This is a genomic window from Mycobacterium sp. IDUB_5, from assembly GCF_055419565.1.
Genome location: NZ_JBVAXX010000008.1, coordinates 172,445 through 190,318, shown reverse-complemented (window position 1 = coordinate 190,318; position 17,874 = coordinate 172,445). Strand labels below are relative to the sequence as shown.

Below are 17,874 nucleotides of genomic sequence, written 5' to 3'. Positions count from 1 at the left end.
GCGCCACATTTGCCCGGATGCCCGGATGCCGCTCAGGTGCCGGCGCGGGTGAACCATTTCGTGCGGAGCCGCCACGAATGCGCCGAGGTCAGTGCGAAACCGGCGCCGCACGCACATGCGAAGACCCACACCAGCGTGCTGCCCTGGACGGTCTGCAGGGTGGGGATGAGCGCGGTCACGATGCGCACCACGCACGCGATGATGCCCATCGCGGAGGCGAACAGGTAGATGTTGGCGATGTGGCGGGATCGCGGATCCGTGCGCAGGATCAGCAGCGCGCGTGACCCGTAGGCGAGCAGATAGATGAGCATCCCGCACAGCAGGAGCCAGTACAGGTTCAGCCACAGGTCGGTCGGCACTTCGAAGAAGTCGGGTCGGTAGATGGTGGCACCGTTGCCGAGCCAGAACGTCGCCAGCAGCAGCGGGATGCACAGCGTCGCGGGCCGCTCGACGAACTGCTTGAACCTTTGGTGCATGGCGTGGTCGGTCTCGAGCCTGCCGAGCGTGTTGTAGACCACCGCCGAGGCGGCCACGATGTAGGCGTCGTGGCCGAGGTAGTCCTCCACGTTCCACTTACCGGTGAGTGAATACAGCCAGTGGCCTACGGTCTCGGATGCCCACGGCGACATCAACAGCACGGCGATGCCCTGAAGCGCGATGTTGAGTGTCGCGGCCAGTTCCCAGCGGCAGGACCAAGTCACACGCCGAATCCACAAGCTCCACGCGATGCACAAGAGTGTGATCGCGATCAGGGTCGCCACGGCCATCGGAGGCTGTCTTTACAGAGGCGGGGCGTCGAGACGCGGCGTCAGCTCGGACAGCCGAGGTCGACGCTGCGTGGACGCGGGTGCCACGGTCTGTTGGGTCGCGACGGTCTGGCGGGTCGCCACCGCAGCGCGGGCCGACTCGACATAGGTGAATATCTCGTGCCGGGTCATGAGGCCGAATTGGATCTGGAGATCCGGGTAGCTGAGGTCGAACCGATCGGCGACGCGGCGGAGCTCTTCGGCGTTCGGGTAGTCGGCTTCCTTGATGCGCCGGTAATACGTGCTGCTGGATGTGCCGAGAGCGTCGTAGATGTCTTTCGCGTCGATCTCCCCGTCCAACAGGTAGTCGAGCAGGGCTTTGAGCTGTCTGCCGTTCTCGTCTGTCCGGGGCACGTGACCACTGTAAACCGAAGGCGGCTGACAAGGCAGCCCTGCGGGCAAACAGATCAGAGTTTTCTTAATTGACACGGCCGTCACAGTTTTGGGAGCAGTCTCCCAATTCTGGGACAACCGCGCTACGGTTAGCTGCATGGTCGCTCCCTTCCTGCCTGACGAGGTCAAGCACCCCTTGCTCGCTGCGGCGCCGATAGCGCTGGACGTCTTCGACCGGGCCCCGGCGCCCTCGGCGTCGTCCCAGCGCTGCACCCACTCGAGCGCTCCGTCGAGCGAACTCGCTGCCGAGCTCGACGGGGCAGCGCAGTGGCTCGGTGTGCGAGTGGAGGAAATCCTGCTCGCAGCCCTGGGGCGCACGTTCGGCCACACCCGGGGCGACGGTGCGATCGCGGTGGCACTCCGCAGCGCAGCGATGGCCCCTGTTCATCCGGTCACGCTGCTGTGCGCGGCGGGATGGCCGATGGGCCCGAGCGAGATGCTGCAGGGGGCGCACAACTCTCTGCTGCCTGGCGCCGGGCATCCGCACTCGCCCGCCGAGATCGCCCTGACGGTGGACGGGGCCGCGGCGGACACCGTCGCACTGCAGGTGGACATCCGCCGTATCGGCGACGCCCTGCAGGTCGACTGGACCTACGACGCGTGCCGCCTGGACGGCTACTCGGTCGAAGAGATGGCCGAGCAGTTCGGCCTCGCGCTGATCGAGATCACCTCCGACGCCGGCGCGCCGCTGTAACTGTCCCGGCTAGACTGGCGGCCAGCGGCATCGATCCGGCCATCACCGGGGAGCCTTCGGAAGAACGGCGCGCAGCGCCCAGTAGACCCGAACGGGTGGGCCCGTCACAGCCTGTGAATGAGCGGCGCACCACAGGGTGCGCAAGCGGGGTGGTACCGCGGCGCTCGCGCACCGCGCGACGTCGTCCCCGTGCCTGGTTTGTGGCACAGGAGACCGACGGTGAGCGCGTACCCCAAGCCGGCGAGTGGATCGCCGGATTTCCCGAGTCTGGAACTCGACGTCCTCGAATACTGGGACCGGGACGACACCTTCCGTGCCAGCATCGCCCGCCGCGACGGTGCGCAGGAGTACGTCTTCTACGACGGTCCGCCGTTCGCCAACGGTCTGCCGCACTACGGTCATCTGCTCACCGGCTACGTCAAAGACATCGTGCCGCGCTACCGCACGATGCGTGGATACAAGGTCGAGCGGCGATTCGGCTGGGACACCCACGGGCTGCCCGCCGAACTCGAGGTGCAGCGCCAGCTCGGCATCTCCAGCAAGGCTCAGATCGAAGAGCTCGGCATCGAGAAGTTCAACGAGGCGTGCCGGGCGTCGGTGCTCAAGTACACCGGCGAATGGCGCAGCTACGTCACCCGCCAAGCCCGCTGGGTGGACTTCGACAACGACTACAAGACCCTCGATCTGGGCTTCATGGAGTCGGTGCTGTGGGCGTTCAAGCAGCTGTGGGACAAGGGACTTGCCTACGAGGGCTACCGCGTGCTGCCGTACTGCTGGAACGACGAGACGCCGCTGTCGAGCCACGAGCTGCGGATGGACGACGACGTCTATCAGAGTCGGCAGGATCCGGCCCTGACCGTCGGCTTCCGCATCACAGGCGGACCCGTCCCTGATCTGGTGGGTGCGCACCTGCTGATCTGGACCACCACGCCGTGGACCCTCCCGTCGAACCAGGCCGTCGCGGTGAATCCCGATGTGACCTACGTCGTCGTCGAGCATGACGGGCAGCGCTACGTGATCGCCGAGGCGCGCCTGGGCGCCTACGCGCGTGAGCTCGGTGACGAGCCGGCGGTGCTCGCCACCTACACCGGCCGCGACCTGCTCGACGTCACCTACGTTCCGCCGTTCCCGTACTTCATGGACTCTCCCAACGCGTTTCGCGTTCTGCCCGCCGAATTCGTGAGTACCGAGGACGGCACCGGCCTGGTGCACATGGCCCCGGCCTACGGCGAGGACGACATGACCACCGCCTCGGCGGGCGGGATCGAAGCCGTCACCCCGGTCGACGCGCGAGGACGCTTCGACGCCACCGTGCCCGACTACCAGGGGCAGCACGTCTTCGAGGCGAACCCGCACATCATCCGCGATCTGAAGAACGGCACCGGCCCCGCCGCGGTGGGCGGCGCGGTGTTGCTGCGTCACGACACCTACGAGCACTCCTACCCGCACTGCTGGCGCTGCCGGAATCCGCTGATCTACCGGGCGGTCTCGTCGTGGTTCATCAAGGTGACCGAGATCCGGGACCGGATGGTCGAGCTGAACCAGGAGATCACCTGGTATCCCGAGCACGTCAAGGACGGGCAGTTCGGCAAGTGGCTCTCCGGCGCCCGCGACTGGTCGATCTCCCGAAACCGCTACTGGGGCAGCCCGATTCCGGTGTGGAAGTCCGACGACCCGGCCTATCCTCGCGTCGACGTCTACGGCAGCCTCGACGAGCTCGAGCGCGATTTCGGGGTGCGCCCCGACAACCTGCACCGGCCCTACATCGACGACTTGACCCGGCCCAATCCCGACGACCCGACAGGTCGTTCGACGATGCGGCGCATCGAAGACGTCTTCGACGTGTGGTTCGATTCGGGCTCGATGCCTTACGGACAGGTGCACTACCCGTTCGAGAACCAGGACTGGTTCGAGTCGCACTTCCCGGGCGACTTCATCGTCGAGTACATCGGCCAGACCCGCGGCTGGTTCTACACGCTGCACGTGCTGGCCACCGCCCTGTTCGACCGGCCTGCGTTCCGCACGTGCGTCAGCCACGGCATCGTGCTCGGCAACGACGGCCAGAAGATGAGCAAGTCGCTGCGCAACTATCCCGACGTCACCGAGGTGTTCGACCGGGACGGCTCGGATGCGATGCGCTGGTTCCTGATGGCGTCGCCGATCCTGCGGGGAGGCAACCTCGTGGTCACCGAGCAGGGCATTCGTGAAGGGGTTCGGCAGGTCCTGCTCCCGCTGTGGAACGCGTACTCGTTCCTCGCGCTCTACGCCCCGCAGAAGGGCACGTGGCGAACCGACTCCACGCATGTGCTCGACCGCTACATCCTGGCCAAGCTCGCGGTGCTGCGCGACGAGCTCACGGTGAGCCTCGACGTCTGCGACATCTCGGTGGCGTGCGACCAGCTCCGCCAGTTCACCGAGGCCTTGACCAATTGGTATGTGCGGCGGTCGCGCTCGCGATTCTGGGAAGAAGACCGCGACGCCATCGACACGCTGCACACCGCGCTGGAGGTGACGTGCCGGCTGGCGGCGCCGCTGCTGCCCCTGGCCACCGAGCGGATCTGGCGCGACCTCACCGGCGAGCGGTCGGTGCACCTCACGGACTGGCCGGAGGCGGGCCTGCTGCCTGCCGACCCGCAGTTGGTCGCCGACATGGACCTGGTGCGCGAAGTCGCCTCGGTCGGGTCCTCGCTACGCAAGGCCAAGAAGCTGCGGGTGCGCCTGCCGCTGCCGAAACTGGTTGTCGCGGTCGACGATCCGCAGCGGCTGGCGGCCTATCGCGAGTTGCTCGCCGACGAGCTGAACGTCAAGGCGGTGGAGTTGACGGACGACATCGCCGCGCACGGCCGCTTCGAGCTCGCGGTCAACGCGCGGGCGGCGGGCCCCCGCATCGGCAAGGACGTGCAGGCAGCGATCAAGGCGGTCAAGGCGGGGGAGGGCGTACTCAACGCCGACGGCACCCTGACCGCCGGGCCCGCGGTGCTGCTGCCCGAGGAGTTCACCTCGCGGCTTGTCGCGGCCGATCCGGAGTGGACCGCCGCGCTGCCCGACGGCGCGGGCCTGGTGGTGCTCGACGGCACGCTCACCCCGGAACTGGAGGCCGAGGGCTGGGCGAAGGACCGCATTCGCGAGCTGCAGGAACTGCGCAAGACCTCGGGCCTCGACGTCTCCGACCGCATCAGGGTCGTGATGTCGGTGCCCGCCGACAAGGAGCAGTGGGCGCACGCGCACGCGGAGCTGATCGCCGGCGAGATCCTGGCCACGGACTTCTCGTTCGTCGGGACCGAGGCCTTGCCGGAGGGAGTGGCGATCGGCGACGGCGTGCGGGTCAGCCTCGCCAAGGTCTAAAGGGTCAGCCGACCCGTGCGCTCTGCCCGCCGAACGTGACCACGTCCCCGGGGCGCAGCTGGCGACCGCGGCGCGTCTCGACCGCGTCGTTGACCGAGACCAATCCGTCGGCGATCACACCCTTGGCGTCGGCGCCGGTGTCGATCAGGTTCGCCAGCTTCAGGAACTGGCCGAGGCGGATCGTCTCGTCGCGGATCGGTACGTCGTGCACATCGCCAACGCTAGCCGCCTACAGTCAGCGGTGTGGGCGCGCGATGGGTCCTGCACCTGGACATGGACGCGTTTTTCGCGTCGGTGGAGCAGCTGACGCGGCCCACGCTGCGCGGCCGGCCTGTACTCGTCGGCGGTCTCGGTGGGCGCGGGGTGGTGGCCGGTGCCAGCTACGAGTCGCGCCGGTTCGGCGCGCGGTCGGCGATGCCGATGCATCAGGCCCGCCGCCTCGTCGGCGCGGGCGCAGTGGTGCTGCCGCCCCGCGGGGTGGTCTACGGGCTGGCCAGTCGCCGGGTGTTCGACACAGTGCGGGCCAAAGTGCCTGTTCTGGAACAGCTTTCGTACGACGAAGCGTTCGGGGAACCGGTCGAGCTCGCGGGCGCCCGCGCCGCTGAGGTCGAGGCCTTCTGCCAGCGCTTGCGAGCCGACGTGCGCGAGGTGACCGGCCTGGTGGCCTCGGTGGGCGCCGGTTCCGGCAAGCAGATCGCCAAGATCGCGTCGGGCCTGGCCAAACCCGACGGCGTGCGGGTGGTGGACCGCGACGAGGAGGTGTCGCTGCTGGCCGGTCTGCCCGTGCGCAGGCTGTGGGGCATCGGCCCGGTGGCCGAGGACAGACTCCACCGGCTGGGCATCGACACCATCGGCGCGCTGGCCGCGCTCACCGAAGCCGAGGTGGCCGACGTGCTGGGCGCCACGATCGGGCCTGCGCTGCACCGGCTGGCGCGCGGTGTCGACGATCGGCCGGTGGCCGAGAACGCGCCTGCCAAGCAGATCAGTGCCGAGTCGACGTTCGCCGAAGACCTGATCACGCTGGCGCAGCTGCGGGAGGCAATCGGGCCGATCGGCGATCACGCGCACCGCCGGCTGGAGAAGGACGGCCGCGGCGCGCGCACCATCACGGTCAAGCTGAAGCGCTCGGACATGAGCACGCTCACCCGGTCGGCGACGCTGCCGTATGCCACCACCGAGGCTGCGACGCTGATCGGCACCGCGCGCAAGCTGCTGCTCGACCCGGTGGAGATCGGCCCGGTTCGCCTTGTCGGCGTGGGGTTTTCGGGCCTGACCGAGGTGCGGCAGGAACCGTTGTTCACGGACCCGGAGCTGGCGATGGAGGAGACCTCCGACGGCGGGGTGCCGGCCACCCTGTCCGACGTGGCGGCCGCCGCACCCGCGTGGCGGATCGGTGACGACGTGACCCACGCCGAGTACGGGCACGGCTGGGTTCAGGGAGCAGGGCACGGGGTGATGACCGTGCGCTTCGAGACCAGGGCGCACGGCCCCGGCATCGCCCGCACCTTCCGGGGCGACGACCCGGCGCTGGCGAGGGCCAACCCGGTGGACAGCCTCGACTGGCCGGACTTCGTGGCCCGGCTCGGCACCGAGTCAGCCCCAGCGGGCGAGGATGTCGGCGGCCGGTGAACCGGCGGCCAGTGCCCCCATCAGCAGCACCCGGGCCTGCGGCGGCCGCAGCGTCGGCACCAGCATCGCGCCTGCGGTGACCAGGTCGTGGCCAGGGCCGTAGCCGGCGTTGACCCGGCCGCCGGGCACCCGCGTCGCCACCGCCACCGCGACACCGTTCGCGCAGTGCCGCCGCACACCGTCGATCAGCGCGGTGCCCACGTTGCCCGCACCCATCGCCTCGATCACCACACCGCGCGCCCCGGCCGCCACGTACGCGTCGAGTGCGGCACTGTCCGCGCCGGGGTAGGCGACCACGATGTCGACCCGCGGCGCGTCGGCGGCGCGCAACGTCCCCAGGTAAGGGCGCACGTCCGGCGCACGCCCAGCGAAGCTCTGGTCGCTGTCGGTGCTCACCTTGGTCAGCCCGAGTGCCGCGAACACTTCGCCGGCGAACGCCACCACCACACCAGCGCCTCGCATCGCCGGATCGGCCGCCGCGGCCAGCGCCTGACGCAGGTTGGCGGGGCCGTCGGCGTCCGGGGCGTCGGCGCTGCGTTGGGCGCCGGTCAGCACCACGGGCGTGGCGCCGGAGTAGGTCAACGCCAGCCACAGCGCGGTCTCCTCGAGGGAATCGGTGCCGTGGGTGACGACGACGCCGTCGGCGGCCCGCGCCGCGTCGTGCACCGCGGCACCGATGACGTCCCAGTCGGCGGGAACCAGCTGTGAGCTGTCCTTGCGCATCGCCTCGACCACGTCGATGTCGGTGTCGATGTCGGTGGTCAGCTCGGCTCCGGAACGGGTGGGGCGTTTGACACCGTCGGCATCGGCACTGGTGGAGATGGTGCCGCCGGTGGCGATCACGACGAGGCGGGCCATGGCTGGATTCTTCCCCATCGCCTCTTTGCGATGATGGACGGCGTGACTGACGAATCCTCCAGCCCGGCCGAACCGGCGACCGGCGATGCCGCGCAACCGCCGGCGGCGGACGCACCCCCGCGCCGGCGGCTGCGCCTGCTCCTGGGGGTGGCCGCGGTCGTGCTGGTGGCCGACATCGTCACCAAGATCCTTGCCGTCGAGCTGCTGACTCCCGGACAGCCCGTCTCGATCATCGGCGACACCGTGACCTGGACGCTGGTCCGCAACTCGGGGGCAGCGTTCTCGATGGCGACCGGCTACACCTGGGTGCTGACGCTGGTGGCCACCGGTGTGGTGATCGGGATCATCTGGATGGGGCGTCGCCTCGTCTCACCGTGGTGGGCCCTCGGACTGGGCATGATCCTGGGCGGCGCGATGGGCAACCTGGTCGATCGGTTCTTCCGCTCGCCCGGGCCGCTGCGCGGCCACGTCGTCGATTTCCTGTCGGTCGGATGGTGGCCGGTGTTCAACGTCGCCGACCCGTCGGTGGTGGGCGGCGCCATCCTCCTGGTGGTTCTCTCGCTGTTCGGGTTCGACTTCGATACGACCGGCCGGCGCCGTGCCGGCGCTGACGGCGAGCAGTGAACACCGGGACCACACGCTCGATGCCGGTGCCGGAAGGCCTCGCGGGGATGCGTGTCGACGCGGGCCTCGCGCGGCTGCTGGGGCTGTCCCGGACGGCGGCTGCGACGCTGGCCGAAGAGGGCGGGGTGGAACTCGACGGCGCGCCCGCGGGAAAGTCCGACAAGCTCGTCGCCGGTGCGTGGCTCGAGGTGCGGCTGCCGGAGGCGCCCGCGCCCGTCGAGAACGTGCCGCAGGACATCGAGGGGATGGCGATCCTCTACTCCGATGACGACATCGTCGCCGTCGACAAGCCCCCCGGTGTGGCCGCGCACGCCACCGTCGGTTGGCACGGCCCCACGGTGCTCGGGGGATTGGCGGCCGCCGGATTCCGGATCAGCACCTCGGGCATCCACGAACGCCAGGGCATCGTGCACCGGCTCGACGTCGGCACGTCCGGGGTGATGGTGGTCGCGCTGTCCGAGCGCGCCTACACGGTGCTCAAGCGCGCGTTCAAGCAGCGCACCGTGGACAAGCGCTACCACGCGCTGGTACAGGGCCACCCCGATCCGTCCAGCGGCACGATCGATGCCCCGATCGGGCGGCACCGCGGTCACGACTGGAAGTTCGCGGTCGTCGAGGGTGGCCGCAACAGCGTCACCCACTACGACACGCTGGAAGCCCACCAGGCGGCCAGCCTGCTCGACATCCACCTCGAAACGGGCCGCACGCACCAGATCCGGGTGCACTTCGCGGCACTGCACCACCCGTGCTGCGGCGATCTGACCTACGGGGCCGACCCGACGCTGGCCGCCCGGCTCGGGCTGACCCGGCAGTGGCTGCACGCGCGCTCGCTGGCCTTCGCTCACCCGGCCGACGGCCGCCAGATCGAGATCACCAGCCCGTACCCCGCGGATCTGCAACACGCACTGGACGTCCTGCGCGGTTCCGGACGGTGAGATCGGGCCTGCTGTTCGGTGCCGGCGCCTACGGCATGTGGGGAGTGTTCCCCGCGTTCTTCCCGCTCCTCAAACCGGCCGGGGCGGTGGAGGTCCTCGCGCACCGCATCATCTGGAGCTTCCTGCTGATGGTGGTCGTGGTCGGCGCCGTGCGCCGGCTCGGCGATCTCCGGCAGATCACCGGTCGCGTGTGGCTGCTTCTGACCGCCGCGGCCGCGCTGATCTCGATGAACTGGCTGATCTACGTCTACGCGGTCAACAACGGTCACGTCGTCGACGCAGCACTCGGCTACTTCATCAACCCGCTGGTGTCGATCGCGCTGGGGATGATCATCTTCCGGGAACGTCTGAACCGCTGGCAGACGGGTGCATTGGCGATCGCGGTGGGTGCGGTCGTGGTGCTGACCGTCGAGGTCGGCTCCCCGCCGCTGGTGGGGCTCGGTCTCGCTGCGTCGTTCGGCCTCTACGGCGCGGTGAAGAAGCTCGTGCCGACCGATCCGCGCGTGAGCGTCGGCGTGGAGGCCGGCCTGGCGACGCCGTTCGCGATCGCGTACGTGGTGGTGCTGACGCTCACCGGCCACGCGACTTTCGGAAATCACGGAGCGTCGCACGCGCTGCTGTTGATGCTGTCGGGGCTGCTGACCGCCCTGCCGCTGCTGCTGTTCGCCGCCGCCGCGCAACGACTGCCGATGGTGACATTGGGGCTGCTGTTCTATCTGACCCCGGCGATGCAACTGTCCTGGGGCGTGCTCGTCGGCCACGAACCGATGCCCCCGGCCCGCTGGTTGGGCTTCGCCTTGATCTGGGTGGCGCTCGCGGTGTTCACGATCGACGCGGTGCGGCGCGCCCGCGCCGATCGGCGTGCCTCGGAGCCGTCCGCGGCCTAGTTTTGCCAATTTGCTGATTGACCGCTCGGTAGCAATGCCATAACGTTTGCTCGTGGAATGCGCGACGGGCACGAGGGGCCGCGGCCGCCCCGTGGGCGCGGACTCCGAGCGGACCCGGCAGACGATCCTTCGCGCCGCCCGGGACGTGATCGCCGAGTGCGGGTATCCCGCGGCGACGTTTCAGCAGATCGCGATGCGAGCCGGGGTCAGCAGACCGACGCTGCACTACTACTTCGACGCTCGCGATCAGATCTACGAGACGCTGGTCACGGCGGTGTTCGCGCAGATCACCGCCTTTGTCGCGGAGGCGCGCCGGCAGTCGGGTCCGCGCAGCCAGCTCGTCGCGTTCACCCAGGCGGTCGAGCGTGTGTGCGACGAGGACCCGAGCGCGCTGCGGTTTCTGGTGACGGTGCAGGTCGAACAGCGCAGAGGCGTGCACTGCAGCCCGACCGCGGGGGCGGTCGTCGCCGCCCTTCACGAGTTCTACAGCTCACTGGCCGATGCCGCGCCGGCCGCGGATCGGGACGGGCTGGCAGAGCTGCTGGCGTCGGTGTTCTGGGGGGTCGCGTTCCACGCCGGTTTCGTGGTGCGTGGCGGTGCGGCATCTGTCGTTGCCAGGCAACTGCTTGCCGTCTTCGATGACCAATTGCTGACGTCACAGGGCGGCGTTCGCTGATCGACGTGTCGAGACGTGCCCGCGACACGCACGCGGACACGCCAAGAGACACGCCGAACGGTGTCGGTGCACGGTCATAGACTGGCCTGCCTATGAGCGGGTCATTCGTGCATCTCCACAACCACACCGAGTACTCGATGCTCGACGGGGCCGCGAAGGTCAAACCGATGCTCGCGGAGGCCCAGCGCCTCGAGATGCCCGCGATCGGCATGACCGACCACGGAAACATGTTCGGCGCCAGCGAGTTCTACAACGCGGCGACCGACGCCGGCATCAAGCCGATCATCGGCATCGAGGCCTACATCGCGCCCGCGTCTCGCTTCGACACCAAACGTGTGCTGTGGGGCGATCCCAGCCAGAAGAGCGACGACGTCTCGGGCAGCGGCTCCTACACGCACATGACGATGGTCGCGGAGAACGCGACGGGTCTGCGCAACCTGTTCACACTGTCGTCGTTGGCCTCGTTCGAGGGCCAGCTCGGCAAGTGGTCGCGCATGGACGCCGAGATCATCGCCGAACACGCCGAAGGCATCATCGCCACCACCGGCTGCCCCTCGGGTGAGGTGCAGACGCGACTTCGCCTGGGCCACACCCAGGAGGCGATCGAGGCGGCCGCCAAATGGCAGGACATCTTCGGTAAGGAGAACTTCTTCCTCGAGCTGATGGACCACGGTCTGGACATCGAGCGACGGGTCCGCGAAGGCCTGCTGGAGGTCGGTAGGAAGCTCGACATCCGGCCGCTGGCGACCAACGACTGCCACTACGTCACTCGCGACGCCTCCCAGAACCACGAGGCGCTGCTCTGCATCCAGACCGGCAAGACCCTGTCGGATCCCACGCGGTTCAAGTTCGACGGCGATGGCTACTACCTGAAGTCCGCGGCCGAGATGCGCGCGCTGTGGGACGACCAGGTGCCGGGCGCCTGCGATTCGACACTCCTGATCGCCGAGCGGGTTCAGCCCTACACCGAGGTGTGGGCGCCCAAGGACCGGATGCCGGTGTTCCCGGTGCCCGAGGGTCACGACCAGGGGTCCTGGCTCACCCATGAGGTGATGACCGGTTTGGCGGAGCGGCGGTTCCCCGGCGAGCCGGTTCCGCAGGAGTACCTCGATCGCGCCCAGTACGAGATCAAGGTCATCTGCGACAAGGGATTCCCGGCGTACTTCCTCATCGTCGCCGATCTCATCAACTACGCCCGCTCCGTGGGCATCCGGGTCGGCCCGGGTCGCGGGTCGGCCGCGGGCTCGCTGGTGGCCTACGCGATGGGCATCACGAACATCGACCCCATTCCGCACGGCCTGCTGTTCGAACGGTTCCTCAACCCCGAACGCCCGTCGGCCCCCGACATCGACATCGACTTCGACGACCGTCGGCGGGGCGAGATGCTGCGCTACGCAGCGAACAAGTGGGGCAGCGACCGGGTTGCCCAGGTCATCACTTTCGGAACGATCAAAACCAAAGCGGCGCTCAAAGATTCGGCGCGCGTGCACTACGGGCAGCCCGGCTTCGCGATCGCCGATCGGATCACCAAGGCGCTGCCGCCGCCGATCATGGCCAAGGACATCCCGGTCTCGGGTATCACCGATCCGACCCACGAGCGGTACAAAGAGGCCGCCGAGGTTCGCGCGCTCATCGACACCGATCCCGACGTCCGGACGATCTACGAGACGGCGCGTGGGTTGGAGGGCCTGGTCCGCAACGCCGGCGTTCACGCGTGCGCGGTGATCATGAGCTCCGAGCCGTTGATGGAGGCGATCCCGCTGTGGAAGCGCCCGCAGGACGGTGCGGTGATCACCGGCTGGGATTACCCGTCGTGTGAGGCCATCGGCCTGCTGAAGATGGACTTCCTCGGGCTGCGCAACCTCACGATCATCGGCGACTGCATCGAGAACATCAAGGCCAACCGGGGCGAAGACGTCGACCTCGAATCGCTGGCGCTCGACGATCCGTTGGCCTACGAATTGCTGGGCCGCGGAGACACTCTCGGGGTTTTCCAGCTCGACGGCGGGCCGATGCGTGACCTGCTGCGCCGCATGCAGCCCACCGAGTTCAACGACATCGTGGCCGTGCTCGCGCTGTACCGGCCCGGCCCGATGGGCATGAACGCCCACAACGACTACGCCGACCGCAAGAACGGCCGCCAGGCGATCAAGCCGATCCACCCTGAACTCGAGGAGCCGCTGAAGGAGATCCTGGCCGAGACGTACGGCCTGATCGTCTACCAAGAGCAGATCATGTTCATCGCGCAGAAGGTCGCCGGTTACTCGATGGGCAAGGCCGATGCGCTCCGCAAGGCCATGGGCAAGAAGAAGCTGGAGGTCCTCGAAGCCGAGTACAAGGGCTTCCTGGAGGGGATGACGGCCAACGGGTTCTCCGCCGCCGCGGTGAAAGCGTTGTGGGACACCATCCTTCCTTTCGCCGGGTACGCGTTCAACAAGTCGCACGCCGCCGGCTACGGGCTGGTGTCGTACTGGACGGCCTACCTCAAGGCGAACTATCCCGCCGAGTACATGGCAGGTCTGCTCACCTCGGTCGGCGACGACAAGGACAAGGCCGCGGTCTACCTGGCCGACTGCCGCCGCCTCGGCATCACGGTGCTGCCGCCGGATGTCAACGAGTCGGTGCAGAACTTCGCCTCGGTGGGCGACGACATCCGCTTCGGGCTCGGTGCGGTGCGCAATGTGGGCGCCAATGTCGTTGCCTCACTGGTGAAGACGCGTGCCGAGCGGGGCAAGTACGCCGATTTCTCGGACTACCTCAACAAGATCGACATCACGGCCTGCAACAAGAAGGTGACGGAGTCACTGATCAAGGCCGGGGCCTTCGACTCACTGGGGCACCCGCGCAAGGGTCTTTTCCTCGTGCACACCGACGCGGTCGACTCGGTGCTCGGCACCAAGAAGGCCGAGGCAATGGGGCAGTTCGACCTGTTCGGGGGCGGTGATTCGGAAACGGAGTCGGTGTTCACGATCAAGGTGCCCGAAGAGGAGTGGGAGGACAAACACAAGCTCGCGCTCGAACGCGAGATGCTGGGCCTCTATGTGTCCGGTCATCCGCTCAACGGCATCGCGCACCTGTTGGCGGCACAGGTCGACACCCAGATCCCGGCGATCTTGGAGGGCGATATCGCCCACGACACCCAGGTCCGCGTCGGCGGCATCCTGGCCTCGGTCAACCGCCGGGTGAACAAGAACGGTCTGCCGTGGGCGTCGGCACAGATCGAAGACCTCTCCGGCGGTATCGAGGTGCTGTTCTTCCCGCAGACGTACTCGATGTTCGGCGCGGAGATCGCCGACGACGTGGTGGTGTTGATCGGCGCCAAGGTGGCCAAGCGCGATGACAGGATCTCACTGATCGCCAACGAGCTGATCGTGCCGGATTTCTCCAGTGCGCAGGCCAATCGGCCGGTCGCGGTGAGCTTGCCGACGCGGCAGTGCACCGTCGACAAGGTCAGTGCGCTCAAGCAGGTCCTGGCACGCCACCCGGGGACCGCCCAGGTTCATCTGCGGCTGATCAGCGGCGAGCGGATCACCACGCTGGAACTCGATCAGTCCCTGCGGGTGACACCGTCGTCGGCGCTGATGGGGGACCTCAAGGAGCTGCTCGGACCGGGGTGCCTCGGGGGGTGAATCCCGCCCGGCGGCTGGTGCGCGGGAGGGCGGTCAGCTGTTCGACGGGTGCAGCAGCCCCGCGCCGAGCCACACCACGGTGGCGGCACCGGCGCCGCTGAGCACGGCGGCTGCGGCTGTCGTGGTCACCACGGCCACGGCGGCGAAGACGATCACTCCGACCAGCAGCGCCACCACTTTGTAGGTGGGCCACGGGACGCTGGCGATCGAGACCGTGCCGGCGGGGCGGTTCACGGCGTTGCCGAAATCCTGCGCGGTGGTCATGCGTTCCACGATAACCCTCAGATGTGATTTCGGCTAGCCGAAACTCCGGTGTCGTGTGTCCGGGGCGCGACGAGCCGCCGATAATCAGGCGATGGCCGCGCGCACTGTCGCGATCCTCGTCTACGACGGCGTCAGTCTCCTCGACGTCGCCGGGCCGGGCGAGGTCTTCACCGAGGCGACCCGCCTCGGCGCACCGTACGACATGACTCTGGTCTCGCCAGACGGCGCAGGCGTCACCTCCAACCAGGGTTTTCGGGTGGCTGTTGACGGGTCGGTCTCCGATGTACAGGCACCCGACATCTATCTGGTTCCCGGGTCTGACCGTTATCCGAGCGCCGGCGTGCCCGCCGAGCTGGCCGATGCGGTCCGGCAACCGGCTGCCGGGGCGCGCCGCATCGTGTCCATCTGCACGGGCGCCTTCCTGCTGGCCGCGGCCGGACTGCTCGACGGAACACGTGCGACCACGCACTGGAAGGCCGCCCGCAAGCTTGCGGAGCAGTGTCCGACGTGCCAGGTGGAGCCCGACGCGATCTACGTCCGCGACGGCCGCCTCTACACCTCTGCGGGCGTGACCGCGGGCATCGACCTGGCGCTGGCGCTCCTCGAGGAGGATCACGGCGCAGACCTCACGCGCGAGGTGGCCCGGTTGTTGGTGGTCTACATGCAGCGCTCGGGTGGGCAGTCGCAGTTCTCCGCGCCGCTACAGGTGCCGCCCCCGCAGTCGCCTGCGCTGCGCACGGTCACCGACCTCGTCACCGAGAACCCATCCGGCGACCATTCGCTGCACGCACTCGCCGACCACCTCCACGTCAGCACCCGGCATCTGACCCGGCTGTTCCGGGAGGAGCTGTCCACCACGCCCGCGCGTTATGTGGAGTGCATCCGCTTCGACCTCGCCAGGGCGCTGTTGGACCGCGGCCATACTGCGACCCAGGCAGCGGCAGGCGCCGGATTCCCGAGCTACGAGAGCATGCGCCGTGTCTTCGCGCGGGAGCTGGGTCTGAGCCCGACGGCCTACCGGCGCCGGTTCGGCACCGCGCAGCGGGTCAGTGGCCTGGGTCGTCGGTCTTGAGCGCGGCTCCCGAGGGGGCGACGAAGACCACCAGCAAGCTCGCATCGTCGACGGCGCTGACGTTCTCGGTCAGGACGTGGTGCGCTCCCGGCGGCTCCGACCAACTCTCGCCGCGAGCGAACACCCGGGGTGGCTGGCCGTCGAGTTGGCTGCGCACCGACCCGTCGAGGACGTAGGCGTAGACGAACGCGTCGCCGTGGCGATGGGGCACGGCGCGCGCCGCCGGGGGAAAGCTGACCAGCATGGACGTGAGTACCCGGCCCGGCACGTCGGGCAGCGGCGCGGAGTACAGCGTGGTGACGGTCTCATGGACGGGGTCGGCGTGGGCGACGGGGAACGGCCCGACGACGACCGCTCCTGCGGTCATCACGGTCGCGGCGGCCGCGGCCAGCCGCATCATGACCGGCCCTCGTCTGAGGAGCGGACCGCGATGATCGTCTTCCCGGGAGCGCGACGCGGTCCGGTGAGCGCGTCGGCGGCCTCAGCCAGCGGCCGGATTTCGCCGACGAGAGGTCGCAGATGTCCCGTACGCACCCGCGTGGCCAGTTCGGTGAGCTGAGCGCGGTCCGGTTCGACGACGAAGAACACCGTCCGGACGCCGTCGGGCGCGGCCGAGATCGGTTCCGCGATCGACACCAGCGAACCCCCGGGGCGCAGCAGCGCTCCCGATCTCGCTGCGATCTCGCCGCCGAACACGTCGAGGACCATGTCCGCCGGACCGAGGGTGTCCCACGGGCCGGTGTCGAGGGCGGCGAACTCACCCGCACCCAGCCCCAGCACGACGTCGCGGTCGCGGTCGTGGCCGGTGCCGATCACGCGGGCGCCTGCTTCTCGGGCGAGCTGCACGGCGATCGATCCGACCCCGCCGGCCGCGCCGTGGATCACCACGGTCTGTCCGGACTCGATCCGCCCGTGGACGAACAACGCCTGCCAGGCCGTCAGCCCGGACACGGGCAGAGCCGCGGCCACGGTGTGGTCGATGTCGGCGGGCAGGGGGGCGAGGTTGCGTGCCTCGACCGCCACGTACTCGGCCAGCGTTCCGTCACGGGTCCAGTCGGTGAGCCCGAACACCCGCTGCCCGACGGACAGTCCTGTTGTGCCGTAGCCCAGCTCGGCGACGAGCCCGGACACCTCGTGGCCGGGAACCGACGGTGCGCGATCGCGCCCCGCGCGGTCGGTCCACGTGGCCGGCCAGTTCAGCTCACCTGGCGTGAACCCGGCGGCGTGCACGGCCACCACGACGTCGTTCTCCGCGGCGTGCGGGTGGGGCAGCGTCGTGAGGGCGAGGCCGCCATTCCGATCGGTTGCTGTCAGCGCGTGCATCTGCGTTCCCCTATCAGCTCGGCCAGCCGGCGCCCAGCACACGGTCGACCATCGTGACCCGCTGGAAGTCGGGCAGGAAGTGTTGCAGGACATCGGAATTCACGGTGCCATTGGTCGTCTCGGGGCGATGCTTGATCCCGTCGAAGTAGGCGCTGAGGAATTCGTTCTTGAAGTCGCCGCGCGGATGATCGGCGAGCACGTGATCGATCTCTGCGGCGTCGAGGCGGTCCAACCCGGCACCGATCACGTCGGTCAGCACGCCGAGGTGGGTGGCGGCGATCTCGGGCCCCATCCGGTCAGGGATTCCTGGTGTGGTGTGCAGCGCGATGGCTGTCCACACCGTGTCGGCCTGGGCTGGGGTGAAACCGTGGTCGCTCAGGAATGCGCGGGCATGGTCGGCGCTGTCGACCTCGAAGCGTTGCTCGTGGTCGGAGTACGGCGTGGCCAGCCCGGTGTCGTGGAACAGCGCGGCCAGGTAGAGCAGCTCGGGATCGGGGTGCAGATCCAGCAGTCGGGCGTGCATCAGGCCGAAGAAGTAGACGCGTCGGGAGTGGTGGTAGATCAGCGGGCTGGTGATGTCGCGGACCAGGCGGGTCGCCAGGGCGACGGCGGGGGAGTCGGGAACGGTGAGCGCGGTCATGGCGGGTGCCTTTCTCCGGTGTTTCGGTAGCTCCATGCTCGTTCTCCCCGACCCGTCGGCGCCGCCTTCTTCCGGCCGGGAATCCCTCGAATGTGGACG

Annotated in this window: 17 protein-coding genes; 9 read left to right on the top strand and 8 right to left on the bottom strand. The window is 68.7% G+C overall.

The annotated features are described in order from the left end of the window. Positions 1-32 precede the first annotated feature (32 nt). Both ACZY1G_RS25360 and ACZY1G_RS25355 read right to left on the bottom strand, forming a co-directional pair. On the bottom strand, positions 33-767 hold the full coding sequence (locus ACZY1G_RS25360; protein ID WP_463823934.1) for a hypothetical protein: 735 nt from the start codon (positions 765-767) through the stop codon (positions 33-35). Positions 768-779: 12 nt separating this feature from the next. Further along, entirely contained in the window at positions 780-1,160 is a 381-nt protein-coding gene (locus ACZY1G_RS25355) for an XRE family transcriptional regulator (RefSeq protein WP_463817874.1), read from the bottom strand. Positions 1,161-1,296: 136 nt separating this feature from the next. Here ACZY1G_RS25355 and ACZY1G_RS25350 point away from each other — a divergent pair, with 136 nt between their 5' ends. Next, positions 1,297-1,893 carry a hypothetical protein gene (locus ACZY1G_RS25350; protein ID WP_463817875.1) on the top strand — a complete coding sequence of 199 codons (597 nt, stop codon included), beginning with the start codon at positions 1,297-1,299 and terminating at the stop codon, positions 1,891-1,893. 219 nt (positions 1,894-2,112) lie between these two features. Then, a complete protein-coding gene (gene ileS / locus ACZY1G_RS25345; RefSeq protein ID WP_463823933.1) occupies positions 2,113-5,238 on the top strand; it encodes an isoleucine--tRNA ligase in 3,126 nt (1,041 codons plus the stop codon). 4 nt (positions 5,239-5,242) lie between these two features. Here ileS and ACZY1G_RS25340 read toward each other — a convergent pair whose 3' ends face one another. Beyond that, on the bottom strand, positions 5,243-5,449 hold the full coding sequence (locus ACZY1G_RS25340) for an RNA-binding S4 domain-containing protein (protein ID WP_463817877.1): 207 nt from the start codon (positions 5,447-5,449) through the stop codon (positions 5,243-5,245). 32 nt (positions 5,450-5,481) lie between these two features. Between ACZY1G_RS25340 and ACZY1G_RS25335 the strand changes: the two genes are divergently transcribed. Then, on the top strand, positions 5,482-6,867 hold the full coding sequence (locus tag ACZY1G_RS25335) for a DNA polymerase IV (protein ID WP_463817878.1): 1,386 nt from the start codon (positions 5,482-5,484) through the stop codon (positions 6,865-6,867). Here ACZY1G_RS25335 and ACZY1G_RS25330 read toward each other — a convergent pair. Next, positions 6,832-7,725, bottom strand: coding sequence for an asparaginase (locus ACZY1G_RS25330; RefSeq protein ID WP_463823932.1), 894 nt, complete (start codon positions 7,723-7,725; stop codon positions 6,832-6,834). The genes ACZY1G_RS25335 and ACZY1G_RS25330 overlap by 36 nt on opposite strands. 42 nt (positions 7,726-7,767) lie before the next feature. Here ACZY1G_RS25330 and lspA point away from each other — a divergent pair, with 42 nt between their 5' ends. The 5 genes from lspA to dnaE all read left to right on the top strand — a co-directional run bounded on the left by lspA (position 7,768) and on the right by dnaE (position 14,476). Further along, positions 7,768-8,349, top strand: a complete 582-nt coding sequence (lspA, locus tag ACZY1G_RS25325; RefSeq protein WP_463817881.1) for a signal peptidase II — start codon at positions 7,768-7,770, stop codon at positions 8,347-8,349. Between the two features lie 20 nt (positions 8,350-8,369). After that, on the top strand, positions 8,370-9,284 hold the full coding sequence (locus tag ACZY1G_RS25320) for an RluA family pseudouridine synthase (RefSeq protein WP_463817882.1): 915 nt from the start codon (positions 8,370-8,372) through the stop codon (positions 9,282-9,284). After that, positions 9,281-10,171, top strand: coding sequence for an EamA family transporter RarD (gene rarD, locus ACZY1G_RS25315; RefSeq protein WP_463817883.1), 891 nt, complete (start codon positions 9,281-9,283; stop codon positions 10,169-10,171). The genes ACZY1G_RS25320 and rarD overlap by 4 nt, the downstream gene beginning before the upstream one ends. Positions 10,172-10,223: 52 nt before the next feature. Next, on the top strand, positions 10,224-10,847 hold the full coding sequence (locus tag ACZY1G_RS25310; protein WP_463817885.1) for a TetR/AcrR family transcriptional regulator: 624 nt from the start codon (positions 10,224-10,226) through the stop codon (positions 10,845-10,847). Positions 10,848-10,939: 92 nt separating this feature from the next. Then, positions 10,940-14,476: a DNA polymerase III subunit alpha gene (gene dnaE, locus ACZY1G_RS25305; protein WP_463817886.1), complete on the top strand. Its 3,537-nt coding sequence runs from the start codon at positions 10,940-10,942 to the stop codon at positions 14,474-14,476. Positions 14,477-14,509: 33 nt separating this feature from the next. On the opposite strand, the gene ACZY1G_RS25300 is transcribed toward dnaE, so the two are convergent. Then, on the bottom strand, positions 14,510-14,740 hold the full coding sequence (locus ACZY1G_RS25300) for a hypothetical protein (RefSeq protein ID WP_463823931.1): 231 nt from the start codon (positions 14,738-14,740) through the stop codon (positions 14,510-14,512). Between the two features lie 91 nt (positions 14,741-14,831). Here ACZY1G_RS25300 and ACZY1G_RS25295 point away from each other — a divergent pair, with 91 nt between their 5' ends. Continuing rightward, complete coding sequence (locus ACZY1G_RS25295) at positions 14,832-15,812, top strand: GlxA family transcriptional regulator (protein WP_463823930.1); 981 nt, start codon at positions 14,832-14,834, stop codon at positions 15,810-15,812. On the opposite strand, the gene ACZY1G_RS25290 is transcribed toward ACZY1G_RS25295, so the two are convergent. From ACZY1G_RS25290 to ACZY1G_RS25280, 3 genes are read right to left on the bottom strand one after another with little or no spacing between them, the layout of a single operon-like run. After that, complete coding sequence (locus tag ACZY1G_RS25290; RefSeq protein ID WP_463817890.1) at positions 15,787-16,212, bottom strand: cupin domain-containing protein; 426 nt, start codon at positions 16,210-16,212, stop codon at positions 15,787-15,789. The two genes, ACZY1G_RS25295 and ACZY1G_RS25290, sit on opposite strands and share 26 nt — an antisense overlap. Then, entirely contained in the window at positions 16,209-17,135 is a 927-nt protein-coding gene (locus tag ACZY1G_RS25285; RefSeq protein ID WP_463823929.1) for an NADP-dependent oxidoreductase, read from the bottom strand. Before ACZY1G_RS25285 ends, ACZY1G_RS25290 begins: the two co-directional genes overlap by 4 nt. A gap of 13 nt (positions 17,136-17,148) precedes the next feature. Further along, positions 17,149-17,775: an HD domain-containing protein gene (locus ACZY1G_RS25280; protein WP_463817892.1), complete on the bottom strand. Its 627-nt coding sequence runs from the start codon at positions 17,773-17,775 to the stop codon at positions 17,149-17,151. Positions 17,776-17,874: the final 99 nt, after the last annotated feature.

What these genes read in the sequence shown, in the direction of transcription:
- ACZY1G_RS25290 (WP_463817890.1), bottom strand. Translation starts at nt 16,212, where the DNA reads ATGATGCGGCTGGCCGCGGCCGCCGCGACCGTGATGACCGCAGGAGCG.
- ACZY1G_RS25280 (WP_463817892.1), bottom strand. Translation starts at nt 17,775, where the DNA reads ATGACCGCGCTCACCGTTCCCGACTCCCCCGCCGTCGCCCTGGCGACC.
- ACZY1G_RS25360 (WP_463823934.1), bottom strand. Translation starts at nt 767, where the DNA reads ATGGCCGTGGCGACCCTGATCGCGATCACACTCTTGTGCATCGCGTGG.
- ACZY1G_RS25295 (WP_463823930.1), top strand. Translation starts at nt 14,832, where the DNA reads ATGGCCGCGCGCACTGTCGCGATCCTCGTCTACGACGGCGTCAGTCTC.
- ACZY1G_RS25320 (WP_463817882.1), top strand. Translation starts at nt 8,370, where the DNA reads ATGCCGGTGCCGGAAGGCCTCGCGGGGATGCGTGTCGACGCGGGCCTC.
- ACZY1G_RS25300 (WP_463823931.1), bottom strand. Translation starts at nt 14,740, where the DNA reads ATGACCACCGCGCAGGATTTCGGCAACGCCGTGAACCGCCCCGCCGGC.
- dnaE (WP_463817886.1), top strand. Translation starts at nt 10,940, where the DNA reads ATGAGCGGGTCATTCGTGCATCTCCACAACCACACCGAGTACTCGATG.
- ACZY1G_RS25350 (WP_463817875.1), top strand. Translation starts at nt 1,297, where the DNA reads ATGGTCGCTCCCTTCCTGCCTGACGAGGTCAAGCACCCCTTGCTCGCT.
- ACZY1G_RS25285 (WP_463823929.1), bottom strand. Translation starts at nt 17,135, where the DNA reads ATGCACGCGCTGACAGCAACCGATCGGAATGGCGGCCTCGCCCTCACG.
- ACZY1G_RS25330 (WP_463823932.1), bottom strand. Translation starts at nt 7,725, where the DNA reads ATGGCCCGCCTCGTCGTGATCGCCACCGGCGGCACCATCTCCACCAGT.